A 16,305-nucleotide genomic window follows, 5' to 3' on the forward strand; every position below is an offset into this window, starting at 1 on the left:
CTGATCAATAATTCGACCGTCCTGCCTGGAGGAGTTTGCGCGGCCACAGGTGGGGGAATTTGAAGTGGCCATCCGGGAGGTGTTGAAAGGACTCGAGACAGGTCAGGTGGGTTCCTCGAATGTTCAACGTCGCCAATGCGATCACCTTGCTGCGCTTTGCGCTGGTGCCGGCGCTAGCGCTCCGGCTGCTCCAGGCCGAGCACGGCTCCGCCTTTGTGCTGTTCCTCGTTTCAGCCGTGTCAGATCTGGCCGATGGGGTCGTCGCCCGCCGATGGAACCAGGCCACAAGGTTCGGCGCCGTTGCCGACCCCCTCGCGGACAAGCTCACCATGTTGACGGTGACGGGGTTGCTGACGCTTCAGAACGCGCTGCCCTGGTGGTTCGCGCTGGCGGTCGTGCTGCGCGACGGACTGATCGTGGGCGGCGCCATCGCTTACCACTTCTTGGTCGGGCCAGTGGAGATGGCCCCGAGCCGGATATCCAAGGTCAACACCGCGATGGAGTTCCTGCTCCTGCTCTCCGTATTGGCGATCCGGGCCGGCTACTTGCCAGACGGTCTCTGGTGGAAATTCCTGCTGTTTGCCACGCTTGCCACCATCGCATGGTCGGGCGGGCAATATGTGCTGGTGTGGGGCCAGAAGGCGGCACAGATCCATCGCAGAGAGGTGTAGGCCGCAGTCAGCATTAGCACCTGGTGCGGGGTGACGAGAAGCCAAGCCGTCGCCATGCCTCGGCACCGTCCTGAAGACCGGCACTCAAGTGGCTGGCAGCCGCCCATGCGACGGTGCTGCGCGACGGCAAGGGTGCGACGCATGTCTGCGAACGCGCCCGGTCCCCGGCGACATTGTGCTTCAGGCGTGCCTGCCGAGCAACGCATCGTCACCTTCCCGGTGACCGCTCCGGAGCGAATGCATTGTCCGCTCAGAGGCAGTTATGGGCCCGATGCCGTCGCTCGCACGGATCGACCTCCGGAAGGTATGTAGTGCAAAGCCGCCGTTCGCCGCTGCGCCCAAGCTCATCATTCCGGCCAGGACTAGACGTTCACCAGACCTACGAAAGTGCTTGATGTCCTCGACGGGCGAGGACCGCAAGGTCGTCGCGAGTCCTAAAAAGCTGCGGTCCAGCGACGCCATCTAATAAGCCCCCTGAACTCCCTCGTCTTTGCTCAGCGTCTTCCTGCCATATGAAGCCAGCTTGACCTGAATCAATTCCTGACGACCGCACAGGTACATCATGCTGTTAGTGCTTATGGGGGGAGGCACAGACGACTGGCCGCGTTGGCGCAACCGAACTATGGAACGAACCACGCTGGATCGATAAGCGCAACGCGGACTCGGACATTTGAAAGGATTTGCACCATGAAGCCTAGCTATTTGACGAGATGCCTTATCTCGATTGCCCTGGGAGCGTCTTCCACTGCGTTCAGCGCGCCCCCTTTTGGCGGCTCCCCGGTTACCAAATACGACTCAATGAGGGATTATGCGGCGGGTACTGTATGCGTCAGCGGGGCATGCTCCGGGTTCACTGCGGAGACAAAAGACGCAAATGGGGAGCTGACCGGGACTGTTGGGGCTCACTATTTAGTTGGAGGCATCCTCACATTTTTATATTGCGAAGGGCCGGAGTACGCGAACATCATCTCCGTGAATCCGGGCAACGGCGCAACGACTGTCAACGCCACACTTGATCCGTCCGCGCCAGGCTGCACTGGCAATTATGGGGCAACGCTACACTTGAGCGTTACCGGCACCCCCGATGGAAGCTATAGCAGCACTGATAGTGGCGACGGAAAAAGTGAGGTCCCTGGGTCGACCCACAGGTACCGCTTTTACGGCGCTGCTTTCGGTGAGACGTTTACTGGGACGAACGGCTTTATAGTCGGCGTCATGCCCGGGACGGCTTTGTCCAATCGGAACACGGACATCACAAAGGTGAAGTGATAGCCCTCTCCCCACTCCGGTGGGCGCCGTTTTCACGATGCCCGACCGGTTAACCAGATTGGCGGGCCCCATCTCTGTGGAGAATCCTGCCGTGACGTTCGCCCAGCGCTTCAATTGGCGCGGAGACCCTTCCCTCCAGGATGTCCGAGCTCGATATCCAACAATTCTTGCGCCTGAGCAAGGATGACATCTCAGCGGTCTGCGAACGGTTCCGCGACGACCGCCGCGTCGCTGCAGCCATCCAGTTGCTTTTTCTGCGGGCGAGCGGCCGGCCGATGGACCGATTCGCCACGGTGCCGAAGGTCCTGCTGCGTTCAGTGTGCGAAGCGCTGGGGTCGCCCAGCGTGAGCATCGCCAGCCTGCGATCGCTCTATGAACGTCGCCAGACGTTGTACGAGCACCAGGCCTGGGCCCGCACGTATCTTGGCCTGGGCGACTTGGATGAAGTACAGCTGCAGAAGATCGAACAGGTTCTCGCGGTCGCTGCCCTCGAGGCCGCTCACCCCGACGATCTGGTGCGAGCCGCACGCTTCTGGCTGTACGGCAGGCGAATCATCATTCCGGGCTCACGCCGCATTGCCACCTGGGCCCGCAAGGCATTCGACGCCACGAGGCGGCCATGGCCGCAACGATCGAGGCGGCGATTGGGAAGGCGACGCTGCGCCAAGCCATCGACTGGGGCTATGCACCCTCCCCCGCGACCTCGGGCAGCCATCTGGAGTGGCTCAAGACGCCACCCCAGCGCCACGCCCCAAGCACGACCTTGGAGACCCTGGAGAAGATCCGCGCTCTCAAGGCCTTGGGGGTGCACAACTGGGCGTTGGATTCCATTGCCCTGAGCAAGCAGCAGGCTTATGCGGCGCATGTCCTGATGCGCCGGCCATCGATGACCGCGCGCATCGAACAGCGACGCCAGACCGTTGAGTTGTTTGCTTTCTTCACGCTACGCTGATGGAGCTGACCGACATCGCGTTGCTGCAGGCATCGCGCCGCAGCCAGGAACTGTTCCGGCATGCAGCCGAGCGCGTCCATAGAAGTCGCGCCCGAAGTAATGGCGCTACGCTGCACCAGGCTGTCAGAGCGAGGGTCGTGCTTCATGACGATACGAAGTCGTGGCGCGATCGTGTGCTCGAAGCTCGAACCCTCCTCGACGACATCAGTGACGCGGGGGCCACCTCATTTGCTTCACAGGTTCGACGGGCGCTTGCGGAGGACAGCCGCCCTGTTCATGCGCACCTGGCAGGACTTCGAGACATCGACTTTGCCGGAAGACCAGGTGACCTGGCATACGAGCAATGGCAGGCGTGGGTGAAGCTTCAGGCGATCGGAGGCCGGGAGATTCCGCCGGACTTCAAGCTTCCATCGGTAGGGCTTGCATGGAGCGCGATCGTCACCGACCTGGATCCTCGATCCCGCTATCGTGCGTTCGAGGCCAGCACGATGATGGCCCTGCGCAAGAGCTTGCGGCGCGGCAGCGTATGGGTAGAGCATTCGATCTGTCATCGCTCCAGCCAATCCATGCTCCTCGCCGACGCGGAATGGTCTAGGTTCAAGGAACAGCATTACCAAATCCTTGGGCTGCCGCCGCAGGCCAGCGAGTTCTTGGCGCCGATTCTGGCCACGATGTCGGTCGGGGTGTACGCGCTTGCGGATGGTCGCCATCTCCGGGGCGCACGCCCTCCTCACGAACATCGTGCTCGCCTGCAACACCAGCCGCATGGACGGCGTCGTTTCCCGTCTCAGGGCCTCCGGCTTGCCGATGGATGACGATTGGCTTCGCCGGATCGGACCCGCACACTTCTCGCACATCAACTTCCACGGGACGTACCGGTTCAACCTCGAGAAGTATGGGCATCTGCTGGTCGAGCGTCGCTCGGGCAAGGCGGCGCTCTGAGCCATCACCTGAGGCCAAGCCGGGCGAGACCACAGCACGCCAAGTTTGGCGAGGAGGCGAGGAAGCAGAACTGCCCTACCGAGCAAGTCATGGATCTCTCGTCCCACGGGCACCGGCTCGGCGACCGTGTCAATTTGCACCAGTCGCACTCCCCTCCTCCGATCGGAAATTTGCAAGTGCTTGTCGTGATTGACGTTTTTTGGGGAGACCGTGTCAATTTGTCGGAAAAAAACGATTACCCCAACAGACCCTATTTGATTTGTATCAAAGGGACTCCGGTGGTTCGTCGTTACAAAGATCTGACCGAACTTCACTTTCCCGCAATTTCAAGGAGAAGCGTTATGGGCCTAGGCACAATTCTTTTGATCGTTCTGATTCTGATGCTGATCGGCGTCATACCCAGTTGGCCTCACAGCAGAAGCTGGGGCTATGCACCCGCTGGCGGTTTGGGTCTCGTCCTGCTCATCGTCCTCGTGTTGGTATTGGTGGGACGTCTATGAATGATCGACCACCTCTGGAGCCAGTCAGTTGGCCGACCTTGCACTAAGACGTTGGTCCGGGCGCTCGATCGCAAAGGGTTGGAGAAGCAGGCCTGCGAATGCCATGCGGTGCTCAAGAAGGAATGCGACCGGCTGAGGGTGGCGACTCCTTAGCCTCGCCCGACTCCGGCGGCGCTTCCCGATCAGACGACCGCCCCGAACAATGCCCCCACGCCTGCGGTGACTGCCATCGCCAGTGCACCCCAGAAGCAGACCCGCCACGCGCCCGCGAGGACGCTGGCGCCGCCAGCCCGGGCGGCAACGGCGCCCAACAGGGCCAGGAACGCGAGCGACATCCCCGCTACCCACGGGATCAGCCGCTGGCCGGGCGCCAATGCCGTCACTGCCAAGGGGAGGAGAGAGCCGACTGCAAAGCTCGCGGCCGAGGCCAACGCGGCCTGAACCGGACGGGCTGCGTGCGCTTCGGAGATGCCGAGTTCGTCGCGGCCATGGGCACCGATGGCGTCGTGCGCCATCAGCTGCTCGGCCACCTGCGTCGCCAGGCTAGGTTCCACTCCCCGGCCGACGTAGATCGCTGCCAGTTCATGCTGCTCTACAGAAGGATCATTCTCGAGTTCCGCCCGCTCGCGCGACAGGTCGGCGTTCTCGGTGTCCGCCTGAGAATGAACCGACACATATTCGCCAGCGGCCATCGACATGGCCCCGGCCACCAATCCCGCGACCCCGGTCACCAGAATGTTGCCGTGACTCGAGCCGGCAGCCGCGACACCGACGAGGAGGCTGGCTGTCGAAACCAGGCCGTCGTTGGCGCCCAGCACCGCGGCGCGCAGCCAGCCGATGCGCTCGGTGCGGTGACGTTCGGTATGACGACGAAACGATCTCATGGGCGGTGGGTCGGATCGCGAGTATCGCCAGGGACTGCGCCACGGTCGAGCAGTGGCTGAGGAACCTTGAATCCAACTGGGAGCGTATTCGTGTGATCGATCCCCAACGATTCAAAGAGAAGTTCCGACGGACGTGGCTGTTCTACCTCGGCGATGCGGCCGAGACCAGACTCATGGTCGCACGGCGATCTCGTTCTTGACCGCCTTCACACCGCTTACCCCCCGAGCAAGGCTTTCCGCGGTGGACTTCTCAGTGGCGTTCTTGGCGAATCCCGAAAGCATAACCGTGCCGTTCAGCGTTTCGACCGAAATGCTGGATGCGTCGACCGCCTTGTTTTCGACGAAACGGGCTTTGACCGTCGTAGTGATACCTGCATCGCTCACGTAAGCGCCCGTGGATTCCTGCCCTCGGGTGCGCTTGCTGGCAAAGATTCGGTTCGGGCACCATCGTGCTTGTCTTGTTCTGGACTCTGGCTCATCGGATCCCCAACCTAAATTCTGTTACGCCGGGCATCTTATCGAGGCCACATGACACAGCCGCTCGTAGGCTCGTGCCATATCGTCGTTATGCGCCAGTCTGGCGACGCTGAGCGAATCGGCAGCACCGGTCAAACGCCTTCGCCGCACGCCAAGGCGTGTCAAGACGGGATGATTGGACGCTTGCCCGTGCGCCTGGCAGATGCCCAAAGACTCTTTCGGAGTCCTGCTCCTCGGCGATGGACACGAGGACGTCCGCATGGGCTTATCTGCTGTGCGTGCGTCCGGGCGAAAAAGCGCCTGTGGACTGCGCGGTGGCAAGGTTGACGAATCAATGATCATCGCGAGCCGATCCCCATCACCAAGGCGACGGCTCAAAGGTCGCGGCTGGAACGCTGAACCGGACCGGCGGCTTCGTACGCGAGGGTGGGTGATGAATCCATGGCCGCAGGTCCCGCGGGAACAGGCCCGGCCGTGCCTACCAACCGCGCCGTCGACGCGCGTTTGCCGCCCGCTCCACACGCGCGGCACCTTTGGTTGCCCCTCTTGCGCCATGAGAACTTTTGACTAAACTGGTGCGATGCGCTCCAAGTTTGTCCTGTTGCTTCTGGTGATGGCGGCGTTCTGGCAGACGATCGCCATAGGGGGGCAAGTTCGCGCATATGGCGACTCGAAAGGCTTAACGCACGCGATGCTCCACTGGGAAGGCCGAGCGCATCACCATCACGCCGATGGTTCAGTGACGCAAGACGATTCTTCCGAATCGGTGCAGCACGTCGTCGCCGATGCCTGCTTGAGTGCTCCTGCGGTCTGGTCCGCAGTGAGCATTCTCCTGCCTCCATTCGAGGCGGCGAGACCGGTCGCCGCTGACGAATCCTTTGGTCTGGGGCCCCATCTCGCCGGCCCTAGACGTCCCCCACGACTGACGATCTGAAGTCGCACCTGCTCGCCTAGCGTTTGCGTGGGTGCGCCGTCTTCATGTCGGCCAACTCTTAGGTTCCCCGGGACGCCCCGCGCGTGCCTGGCTTGGCCTGAGAAGTGGGCCCTCCAATGGAGGCGCTTCGTGGAAGCCGTCCCCGTGGCTTGGTTAGTGCGGTGAGCCTGGAAGCAGGCTCGCCCGCACCTTGACGCCAGCGCCGGGCAACCTAGCGCTCGTTCCGTCCCATCGGAACGGGCCAGCTGGGCCGTTGCCAAGTGAATCCAGTATTGACCAAAGACCTTCTTGGAGGATGCGATGTACATCGACATCGACAACCTGCATGCCGTCCGGAACCCGGCAACCCATCGTGTGTGGGCAGATGATCCGGCCGGCTTCTCTACCTACAAGATCACACCGCTTCATCACAACTTTCACGAGCATCCTCTTTTTCAGGTTCCCGAACTGGTGAAGCTCGGGATGGAGCTCGCGCCCTTGGAGCAGTGCAGGTTCATGAGACCGGGCTTGACGGCCGCTTCCGTGATCGCGCACGACAGCCGGCATCCGGATGGACGCAGCATTGAAGAATTCTTCCGGCGCGTGGAGGAGCCCGGCTCGTCGGTCGCCTTCTACAACATTGAAGTCATCCCGCGATACCAAGCGCTGCTCCTGTCCGTCGTGGACTCGATGCGCTCGATCGTCGAGCGCGAGCAGCCGGACATCTTCAGGATAAATGGATTCGTATTCTTCTCCGCGCCGCCTTCGCTCACGCCTTTCCACATCGATCGCGAAAACAACTTCTGGCTGCAGTTGCATGGGCGCAAGATCATGAACGTCTGGGACCACCGGGACCGAACCATCGTGCCGGCCCACGGGGTGGAGGATTTCATCGTCACGCATTCGCTCTCGAAAGCGCGATTCAAGGAAGAGTTCCTGCCTCGCAGCATCGAGTTCGACGCGCGACCGGGCGATGGCCTCTACTTTCCTAGCACCTCGCCGCATATGACGAGATCCAACGCCGACTGGACAGCGCCCGGCGATCGCCTGTCGATTTCAATCGGCGTGACCTTCTACACGTCGGTCACGCGCAGGGTGGCCCGTATCCACCAGGTAAACCGGATCATGCGCAAATGCGGGCTGTCGCCCTCTTACCCTGGGAGTTCGCCCACCGCGGACGCAGTCAAGGCGTCCGTAGGAGGCCTGGTCGGCGCCGCGCGAGCGCGGCTCGTCCGCATGAGTCCTTCGGCGCGACGCTTCAAGTTCGCGACGACGCCGCCACCGGGCTCCTACTGAACGAGAGTTCGGCTGCACGAAGTGGCATATTTTTTCAAACGTCACGCATGTACGGAAGGACACAATGATTAGAGAACTGCTGCCTTTTCCGGGCCGCGAAGCGGCCTATCGACGTAAGTTCCTGGAGAACCGGGAGGAGAACCTCTTCATGGGCTCCTTCAAGAGCTTCGCCACTGCCGAGGCGAGTGCACCGACCTCGAAGGCCGTCGGCTACGACAACGCGCCGGCGGACGCCTTCTACAGCCATCAGGTCGCCTTCTACGACTACCCTGGCGTGTTCTGGCTCGGCCGCTCGCTGGATGACGGCATGCGCCGCATCTTCGACCTGGGAGGCCACGTTGGCATCAAGTATTACGCGTTCCGCCGCATGCTGGACTACCCGGCCGACCTGCGCTGGAGGGTGTGCGATGTGCCCAGCGTGGTCAAGAGCGGACGGGAGCTCGCCGTGCAGCGCGAAGCCACCGCGCAGCTGAGCTTCACCACCGAGATCCGGGACGCGAGCGGCTGCGACGTGCTCTATGCCTCAGGCAGCCTGCAATACCTGCCGCAGCGCATCTCCGAGATCATCGCGGCGCTGCCGGTCAAGCCGCGGCGCATCGTGCTGAACACCACGGCCGTGCATCCGGAGCGCACGCTCTACACACTCAACAGCATCGGCTTCGCCGTCTGTCCCTACCGCATCCAGCATCACGACGAGTTGCTGGCCGAGCTGGCCGCGGCCGGCTACAAGCGGCGCGACGCCTGGCGCAACGAGGGCAAGCCGATCGAGGTGCCGTTCGTCGAGGGCGGTGACAAGCCGTACTACGCGGGCTGCTGCTTCGACCGACCTTAGGTTCCCGACCGGATCCCCGGCATCTGGATCACTTCTTCAATGCGGCATCTGCGTGGCAGACGCCGCCTGTGGGGTCTGGCCCGTGGAGGTGGAATGGCAGCTCGCAAAGCCAGTGAGCTCGGCCAACTCATCGATGATGGGGCAGTGGGGCCTCTTGTCACCCTGGCAGCAGTCGGCAAGCCTCTCCAGCATGCGCTTCATGCTCGTCATCGCTTCAATGCGCCGGTCGAGCTCCTCCGCGTGCTCAAGCGCGATGCGCTTGATGTCTGAACTTGCACGTTCTCGTTCTGCCAAAGCTTCAGCAGTTCGGAGATTTCGGCCATGCTGAAGCCGAGCGAGTGCTGGTTCCCGTGCCGGTGGAAAAATCGGTGACGAACGCCTCTCGACAAGAACGCCGGCCGTTGCGCCCGCACTGGGATTTCTGTGACGAGCCGGGCGGCCGACTCCGCTGAAACTGCTTAGTTTCCGGCGATGGGCGGCCCCACCTTCGAGGTGAAGGCCGCCGGGACAAGCCACTGACACGCACCCCAGGAGATGTGTATGCGTCCGGTGAACCCATCTTGAACGCTGCTTAGGAGCAAACGTTGCGCGTGCTCGGCCATCAACGGATCGTCGCGCGGCGCGCCCGTGAGACTTTGCAAATCGCGTTCTCGCGCCAGCGAAGTTCCCCTGGTTCAGTGGCTTCGAGCCCGGGCCGCTATTCGCGATCAAGAAGACGGTTGTCGACGAATACGACTGGGACGCCATCAGCTGACCTCGAGAGCACGGGTCGACTGCGAAAGCTGGCCCCGGGAAAGCGCTGACGCTGTTGATCGACGGACGTCACTACCATGCCAAAGGTGTTCCGCTGGGCCTGGCTTGGGGGCCAGGCAAGGGGGACCGCTCCGTACCAATGGAGGTTCACATGCGCGCTGCTTGGTACTCACGCAACGGCGAAGCCCGCGACGTGCTGGTTGTCGGCGAGCTGCCCACGCCCGAGCCGGGACCAGGCGAGGTCCGGGTACGGGTCGCGACCTCAGGGGTCAATCCTTCGGACGTCAAAGCCAGGCGCGCAAGGGCGCCGGGTGCCGACTTGATTGTCCCTCACAGCGATGGGGCAGGCGTGATCGACGCGGTCGGCAATGGAGTCGATCCGCGGCACGTCGGCGAACGCGTATGGATGTGGAACGGACAATGGCAACGGCCGATGGGGACGGCCGCGGAGTACATCGCCTTGCCCCAGGCTCAGGTGGTCCCACTGCCCGACGACGTCGACTTCGCCGCGGGCGCCTGCCTTGGCATTCCGGCCATGACTGCGTTCCAGGCTGTCCGCCTGCTCGGCGATCTGTCGGGCCGCACGGTGCTCATGATCGGCGCCTCGTCGGCCGTAGGCGACTACGCCGCCCAGCTGGCGGCCCTCGGTGGTGCGCGCGTGATCGGGACTGTAGGGTCTGCCGAGAAGGCGCGACATGCGCTCGACGCGGGCGTCCACGCCACGATTGACTACAAGCGGGAGGCGGTTGCAGAGCGCGTGAAGTCACTGACCGACGGACGCGGTGCGGACGCGATCATCGACATGGACTTCTCGACGACCGCCCCACTGCTCGCCAATGGCATCCTCGCGCCGCACGGCATGCTGGTCAGCTACGGGTCCAATGCCTACGTCGAGGTCCCGCTCTCGTTTCGGGAGCTGCTGTTCGGTTCCGCGAGCTTGTGCTTCTTCCTTGTCTACGACCTGTTGCCGCAGGAGCGCCGGGCAGCAATCGACGGTCTGTCGCAACTGCTGCGTGCCGGTCGCTTGCGTCATACAGTTGCCGGGCTCTGGAACCTGAAGGACATCGCGGCCGCGCACGAGGCCGTTGAAGACGGTAAGCTGATCGGCAATGTGGTGGTGGGGCTGGCTTAAGCGTGCGGCCCGTTGCGCACGGTTAGGGCGAGGGGCGTGGTGCCAGCATGTGGTCGGGTCTTCTGTTCGGCACCTGAACACGGTTGTGGTCAGTTTGGTCGGGGGACGCGGAAGACGCGTGGCTGGAGCGGGCACCGGGGCGTGCCGCGTGGCGCCATGGCGACGCTGACCTTCGGGGCTGTTTTGCTTGACGGAGGTGTTTTCGATGAATGAGCTTGAACGACTGGAAGCAATGCTTCGTGCGCGGCCGGCTTCCCTCTCCAACGAGCAACGCCGGGCGGCGTACGACGCTCTGGGAGGTCTCTTCCCCCTGGCAGCGGATGTGCGTGTTGAACAGGTGGGGGCGCACGGCGTTCCCGCTGAATGGACGACCACCCCCCTCGCGAGCACCAGCGAAGTCATCCTCTACTTGCACGGCGGGGGATATGCTTGGGGTTCGCTGAAGAGTCACCGGCACCTCGTGAGTGAGGTGGGTCGCGCGGCGACGATGATAACGCTCGCCCTCGATTACAGGCGCGCTCCCGAGTTTCCATTTCCGCACGCCCTGGAAGATGGGGTCAGCGGATACAGATTCCTCCTCGATTCCGGCTTCAAACCTCGTCAGATCGCGGTCGCCGGCGATAGCGCGGGAGCGGGCCTGGCCGCGGCGTTGCTCGTACGACTGAAAGAACTGGGCATGCAGCAGCCGGCCTGCGCACTTCTTTTCTCGCCCTGGGCCGACATGACAGCGACCGCGGACAGCTACAGCCGCAACGCGAAGCGAGATCCGATCCTCAACCGCGAGATCATGCAGTTCTTGGCCGAGCAGTACCTTGGAAGGCGGGCAAGAGAGACGCCTCTCGCGTCGCCGGTTTTCGCCGATCTGAGCGGCATCGCGCCTCTGACGATCTTCGTGGGCGCCACGGAATCCTTGCTGGATGATGCGATCGCACTCACCCGTGCGGCGGGTCTGGCCGATGTGAGCGTGCGATTGGAGATTTGGCCGAAGATGTTCCACATCTGGCCCAATTACCACCAGGTGTTGGCGCAAGGCAGGGAAGGTGTCGCCAGAGCTGGAAGACTGCTGCGTGAAGCGGTGGAAGCGGCTTGCAGCGGCGAAGGCTGACCGCTGTCGCGCTCACAGAATAAGTTGAGAGCTCTCGGCTGCCTGACTCCGCGGTACAGCGGACCCAAAGAGCGTCCCTATTGCAGTTTGATCCCCGCGCCCGAACTCCGGCGCTCAACGCCAGGGCTCACAGGCCCACGGGAGCGGGCGACGTCCTGCCTGGCGGACCCTGTGCGCCGATCAGGCGGGCGTCACTTTGCGGTCGCTGTCCCGTCAGCGTGCAGCGCGAGGATGTCTGCGATCGCACGATTCAAGGGCGTCGGAATGCCTTTTCGCTGACCAAGCTCCACAACACCTCCGGACAGCCAGCGGACCTCCAAGGGATTGCCTCGCTCGAGATCGTGATGCATCGATGAGGTCATGTCATAGGCCACGTCGTCCGCAAGCTGGAGGCGCACTTCAGCGTAGTTCTCGGGCAAATCCACGCCGTGGGCCCTGCCGACCCCAACGACCTCGCGCATGACATCGAGCAGGAAGGCACGTGTCTGCGGATTTTCGCGGATCGGACCGATGGGCTTGCGAATCGTCGTCGTGGTCCCCGACAAGCCCACCAAGAACACGTACTTCTGCCAAATCTCGCGAAGGATGTTCTCGGAGAGTTCCGCCCTGACGCCGCCGGCGAGGCAGGCCTCCAGGAACGCCTGACCCCGGGCCGACCGCGAGCCGTCGAACTCGCCGAACAGCAGTCTTTGCATCGGCCCTGTTTGGCGTATGACGCCGGGCCGGTCGATCGTCGTCGCCACGTAGCCGACACCGCCCATGATCTGCGATGCGTCGTAGGCGGCTCGCAGGTACTGATCCTTCAGAACACCGTTTTGAAACGAGATGATGGTCGTGGCCGCGCCGACCAACGGGCGGATCTGCTGCAGGGCAGCTTCCGTGTCCCACAGCTTCACGCAGAGCATGACGAAATCGACCACGCCGACTTCTGCTGGATTGTCAGTCGCAGCGACGCGAGGAATATGGATGGGCTCGGGGCCTTCCACGCGAAGGCCTTCGCTTCGCATGGCTCGAAGGTGACTGCCGCGGGCGATGAAGTGCACATCTGCACCCCCTCTGCAAAGGCGAGCGCCGAAGTAGCCGCCCAATCCACCCGAGCCCATAAACGCGATACGCATGGTGCGCCTCCTTCTACTGCTCAGGTGAAGCATACCCTCACGGTCTCCTCGGACCATCACCGCCAGCCGCCGCGCCGAAGTACCGAGAGGGCGCCGGGCATGCAAGGCCAACACGGCCCCGGAAAGCCCCGCCTCTGTCAGCATCCGCCTGGGCTGCGTGCAGCAACGGGCTCAGCCGAGCCGTTCGCCCAAATCCGGCGGCACTGCGCGCTGCCATGGATTCACGAGCTGGCCACGCTGACTCGATCGGCCGAGCAGCAGGCCTTGTTTTGCCTGCACCTCCTCGGTGACTCGTCTGTGCGGCGTGCCGCTCGACTGCAGCGGTGGTCGACGAACCCCTCACTGAATGACCTGAATGCCGATCGGGTCAGCGCCCGATCACGATCGGCGCGCCCAGACGACAGCGATCGATCACGGCCAGGTCCGGCTCGATCCCGAGCCCCGGTCCCGTTGGCACGGCCAGCTGGCCGTCGCGAGCCCTCACCGCGTCGTGGTAGGGGCTGGCCTGCAGGTCGCCGAAGAAGAGTTCAAACGGCACCTCCGGTGCGTACGCTGCAGCCAAGTGCAGCGACGCCAGAAAGCCGGGGCCGAAGTAGAAGCAGTGCGGCACATAGTCGACGCCGTGCGCGCGCGCCAGGGTCACGGCCTGAGCGACCGCCTCGATGCCGCCGAACTTGATGACGCTGGGCTGGCAGATGACGACCGCGCCCGTGCGCAGCATGGACTCCATCTCGTGGATGCCGGCGACGTTTTCGCCGGCGGCGATCGGCGTCGAGGCAGCTGCGCGCACGCGAGCCAAACCATGGAAGTCCTCCGGCGGCCATACCGGCTCTTCCAGCCAAGCCAGCCGCGAGGCTTCAAGTGCTCGTGCGTTGTCGATCGACTGCGATACGCTCCAAGGGCAGTTGGTGTCCAGGGCCATCCACACGGACTCGCCGCAGGCGGCACGCGCAGCGCGTACGGTCTCCAGCCGGACTTCGTGCAGCTTGATGTGTCGGAACCCCTGGGCCAGGGCGCGTTCGACCGCTCGTGCGACCAACTCCGGTTCCGCGTAGCGCAGCAGGCTCGCGTAGGCAGTCAGTTCGCGCGGCGCTCCACCGAGCAGCGATGCGATCGGCAACGATGCCACCTTGCCGGTGATGTCCCACAACGCGATCTCAATGGCCGACAGCGCATAGACGACTGGGCCGCTGCGTCCATGAATGTGAAAGCGGTGCGCCATCTCGGCCATCAACGCGGACCGGTCGGAAATCTCGCTTCCGATGAACGCGGGTCCGACCAGGCTCGCCAGCGCTGCACTCGTGGTCGGACAAGCGACGTGCCCCCACCCTTCGCCCCAGCCCTCGACGCCGACATCGGTGCACACGCGCACGAACAGCGAGTCCACTGACGTCCAGTTCATGCCGGCAAAGGCCTTTGGCGCCGCGCCCATGTCGAAGGGCACGCGGATGAGGTGGATCTCGATGCGTTCGATCTTCATGGCTGGACCTCTGCACCAATCGTGTGCCGTCAATGATGACGAGTTCCGGGATCTTGATCAATTCGCTCGTCGCCCTACCTGGAGCGCCGTCAGTCGCGACTGGCGGCTCCTGGCCGTTCAGTAACTTTGACCAAGGTCAGCTCCTCTTGTTACTGAAAGACCGTAACGGGCCCCGTCCTGCCGGTCGCCCCGTCGGCTGGACGGCGGCTGAGCAGCGGTTCCGGTCGTTCCAGGCCGCTGCGAACGCACGCTGCGGGGCCAAGTCCACCTTGCTCATGGTCGACACCGAGCAGACCGAGATCCTCGGCGCCGGCGAATTCGATGCACGAAGGAGCGCTCGCCGTCCAGCGCAATCGCTTCGATGACGACGCGAGGTAGTCCCGGGTCGCGAACGGGCCCGAGCTGGCGCCCAGCGAGACACGCAGGTGAGTTGGCCGCCTTCTTCCAGCTGATGGCCGACAGCGGCATCCACGTGCTCGAGTTCAACCCCATCAACCCCTTGGCGGCGCGCAAGGTCTGGGAGCTGAATCAGCGCGACCACCGCAAGCTGCTGATCGACAACAGGCGCACGGCATTCATGGGCGGCATCAATATCAGCAGAGTCTATTCGGGCGGCTCGTTCAGCCAGGGATCGCGTGCCGCCCGTTCCAGCGGCAGCGCTGGTTGGCGCGACGCCGACCTGCAGCTGCAGGGGTCGGGCGGTTTAGACTGGACCCGGACCTTCGGCGTGATCGCCCGGAAGGCAGTTCAGAGCTCGGGGCCGTCCTTGAAGGTGTCGCGGTGAATGTCCGCAACGCACGGAAGCGGTCTTTGATGTTGGCCCGACCCCCCAGATTTGGGCGCCACGGTGGTCCTTGGTTTGTCCACGAGTGGAGAAAAAAACCACGCTAGGCGTGACGGCGTAACGCCGGAGGGACAGTTGCCGAGGTCACCTTGAGCATGCGCGTGGTTAAGCGGATGATGTTCAGCGCTGCGGGAAGCTGATGACAGTTTGAGGCTGCATTGAAGCGCAGCGTTCATGTGGCCTTGCTGAAAGAAGGAACAACCATGAACTACGCATTGCGAATGACAAACCTGGCTGCCTTCATCGTCGCGACGACGCTTTCTTCAGGTGCGTTTGCGCAGAAGCCGGTAACGCTAAATTCGACATGCCAAGCCATTGGCATAGCTCCACAAGAACCAGTCGGCGACCGCGAAGGGCACACCTATTCGGTCAGCCAGTACAGCTGTCAGAGCCAGGGAGGGCCATTCGACGGCGCGGTCATGACAGGATCGACCATCTGGGAATCGGACAAGGGAAACTCCGTGGCGCTGGCCGGGAGTGGCGTGATTCGCAAGCCTGGCATGTCGGCGGTCTTTGTACTGACCGAGGGTAAGAACTCGTTGATCATGGCTGACGGCAAAGTTACAGGCTTTTCTGGGACTGCAAAGGGTGTCTACAAGGTCGCAGCGGGCACGGCGTCATCTCTTGCCGGCAAGTCATTCAGCTCCACGTTCCGGAGCATCGGAGGCGGTCAGTTTGTGATCGAAACGACCGTGGACTAAACGTCGAAGCCACTCCTCACATCAACCATATCAACGCAGCCGTCAGGCGTTTTTCTGGTGAGTAGAGTGCCCCAGAAACCCGGCGATGCCGTTGCGCCAGGAGTTTGTTCGCCCTCCCACTTTCCAAAGACCCACCCCGCGACCGCGAACCTTTCCGAAGGCACGGTCGCGAGCCTTTGAAGGGGCGCGTTGCGGACGCAGATGAGCTCTCGGGGATTCGGCAAGGGGTCGGTGGTCCCTCTACACGACTGGCGATGACCGGCGGCTGCCAGTTCTTGAGCGGACATAGCTGATGGAGCGCGACCGGCCGCTCCTGGCCGATCTGAGTCGTAGGCGGTGCGAATGCTAAGGGCGGCTTCTGTTAAGGGTTGCCCGATACCTGCCCTTGCGAAGCGCAGCGCCAAGCACGGCTACGGCCTGAGGGCAGGTGTTGGGC

The 16,305-nt window shown here is 63.1% G+C and carries 14 protein-coding genes and 3 pseudogenes; 13 read left to right on the plus strand and 4 right to left on the minus strand.

The annotated features are described in order from the left end of the window. Positions 1 to 119: 119 nt before the first annotated feature. The 6 genes and pseudogenes from AC3A6X_RS36105 (at position 120) to AC3A6X_RS36130 (ending at position 4,334) form a co-directional block, all read left to right on the plus strand. Positions 120 to 671 (plus strand): CDP-alcohol phosphatidyltransferase family protein, encoded by a 552-nt coding sequence (locus AC3A6X_RS36105; protein WP_487846668.1) that lies wholly within the window; start codon positions 120 to 122, stop codon positions 669 to 671. 1,409 nt (positions 672 to 2,080) lie between these two features. Then, positions 2,081 to 2,512: pseudogene (locus AC3A6X_RS36110) on the plus strand (DUF4158 domain-containing protein); the annotation flags it as partial. A gap of 47 nt (positions 2,513 to 2,559) precedes the next feature. After that, a complete protein-coding gene (locus tag AC3A6X_RS36115; protein ID WP_487846680.1) occupies positions 2,560 to 2,892 on the plus strand; it encodes a hypothetical protein in 333 nt (110 codons plus the stop codon). Further along, on the plus strand, positions 2,892 to 3,707 hold the full coding sequence (locus tag AC3A6X_RS36120) for a hypothetical protein (RefSeq protein WP_487846681.1): 816 nt from the start codon (positions 2,892 to 2,894) through the stop codon (positions 3,705 to 3,707). The genes AC3A6X_RS36115 and AC3A6X_RS36120 overlap by 1 nt, the downstream gene beginning before the upstream one ends. After that, positions 3,592 to 3,834 (plus strand): annotated as a pseudogene (locus tag AC3A6X_RS36125) (Tn3 family transposase); the annotation flags it as partial. The gene AC3A6X_RS36120 and the pseudogene AC3A6X_RS36125, both read left to right, overlap by 116 nt. An 89-nt stretch (positions 3,835 to 3,923) precedes the next feature. Continuing rightward, positions 3,924 to 4,334: a DUF3309 family protein gene (locus tag AC3A6X_RS36130; protein WP_487846669.1), complete on the plus strand. Its 411-nt coding sequence runs from the start codon at positions 3,924 to 3,926 to the stop codon at positions 4,332 to 4,334. Positions 4,335 to 4,516: 182 nt separating this feature from the next. Here AC3A6X_RS36130 and AC3A6X_RS36135 read toward each other — a convergent pair whose 3' ends face one another. Continuing rightward, on the minus strand, positions 4,517 to 5,218 hold the full coding sequence (locus AC3A6X_RS36135; protein WP_487846670.1) for a VIT1/CCC1 transporter family protein: 702 nt from the start codon (positions 5,216 to 5,218) through the stop codon (positions 4,517 to 4,519). Positions 5,219 to 5,389: 171 nt separating this feature from the next. After that, a pseudogene (locus AC3A6X_RS36140) lies at positions 5,390 to 5,629 on the minus strand (BON domain-containing protein); the annotation flags it as partial. A 1,300-nt stretch (positions 5,630 to 6,929) separates the two neighbouring features. On the opposite strand from AC3A6X_RS36140, the gene AC3A6X_RS36145 reads away from it, so the two are divergent. The 5 genes from AC3A6X_RS36145 (at position 6,930) to AC3A6X_RS36165 (ending at position 11,726) form a co-directional block, all read left to right on the plus strand. After that, a complete protein-coding gene (locus tag AC3A6X_RS36145) occupies positions 6,930 to 7,904 on the plus strand; it encodes a JmjC domain-containing protein (RefSeq protein WP_487846671.1) in 975 nt (324 codons plus the stop codon). Positions 7,905 to 7,968: 64 nt separating this feature from the next. Then, on the plus strand, positions 7,969 to 8,736 hold the full coding sequence (locus AC3A6X_RS36150) for a TIGR04325 family methyltransferase (RefSeq protein WP_487846672.1): 768 nt from the start codon (positions 7,969 to 7,971) through the stop codon (positions 8,734 to 8,736). A 93-nt stretch (positions 8,737 to 8,829) separates the two neighbouring features. Continuing rightward, a complete protein-coding gene (locus AC3A6X_RS36155) occupies positions 8,830 to 9,006 on the plus strand; it encodes a hypothetical protein (RefSeq protein WP_487846673.1) in 177 nt (58 codons plus the stop codon). 634 nt (positions 9,007 to 9,640) lie between these two features. Beyond that, entirely contained in the window at positions 9,641 to 10,621 is a 981-nt protein-coding gene (locus tag AC3A6X_RS36160; RefSeq protein WP_487846674.1) for an NADPH:quinone reductase, read from the plus strand. A 205-nt stretch (positions 10,622 to 10,826) separates the two neighbouring features. Beyond that, entirely contained in the window at positions 10,827 to 11,726 is a 900-nt protein-coding gene (locus tag AC3A6X_RS36165) for an alpha/beta hydrolase fold domain-containing protein (protein ID WP_487846675.1), read from the plus strand. Positions 11,727 to 11,917: 191 nt separating this feature from the next. Here AC3A6X_RS36165 and AC3A6X_RS36170 read toward each other — a convergent pair whose 3' ends face one another. Together AC3A6X_RS36170 and AC3A6X_RS36175 are read right to left on the minus strand one after the other, a co-directional pair. Then, entirely contained in the window at positions 11,918 to 12,844 is a 927-nt protein-coding gene (locus tag AC3A6X_RS36170) for a ketopantoate reductase family protein (RefSeq protein ID WP_487846676.1), read from the minus strand. 367 nt (positions 12,845 to 13,211) lie between these two features. Further along, on the minus strand, positions 13,212 to 14,324 hold the full coding sequence (locus AC3A6X_RS36175) for a mandelate racemase/muconate lactonizing enzyme family protein (RefSeq protein ID WP_487846677.1): 1,113 nt from the start codon (positions 14,322 to 14,324) through the stop codon (positions 13,212 to 13,214). A 430-nt stretch (positions 14,325 to 14,754) separates the two neighbouring features. Here AC3A6X_RS36175 and AC3A6X_RS36180 point away from each other — a divergent pair, with 430 nt between their 5' ends. Together AC3A6X_RS36180 and AC3A6X_RS36185 are read left to right on the plus strand one after the other, a co-directional pair. Beyond that, positions 14,755 to 15,108: a phospholipase D-like domain-containing protein gene (locus tag AC3A6X_RS36180; RefSeq protein WP_487846678.1), complete on the plus strand. Its 354-nt coding sequence runs from the start codon at positions 14,755 to 14,757 to the stop codon at positions 15,106 to 15,108. A 263-nt stretch (positions 15,109 to 15,371) separates the two neighbouring features. Next, the gene (locus tag AC3A6X_RS36185) at positions 15,372 to 15,869 is read left to right on the plus strand and encodes a hypothetical protein (protein ID WP_487846679.1); all 498 of its coding nucleotides are present in this window, start codon (positions 15,372 to 15,374) and stop codon (positions 15,867 to 15,869) included. Positions 15,870 to 16,305 lie beyond the last annotated feature (436 nt).

This window comes from Variovorax sp. Soil_C_12 (genome assembly GCF_057657375.1).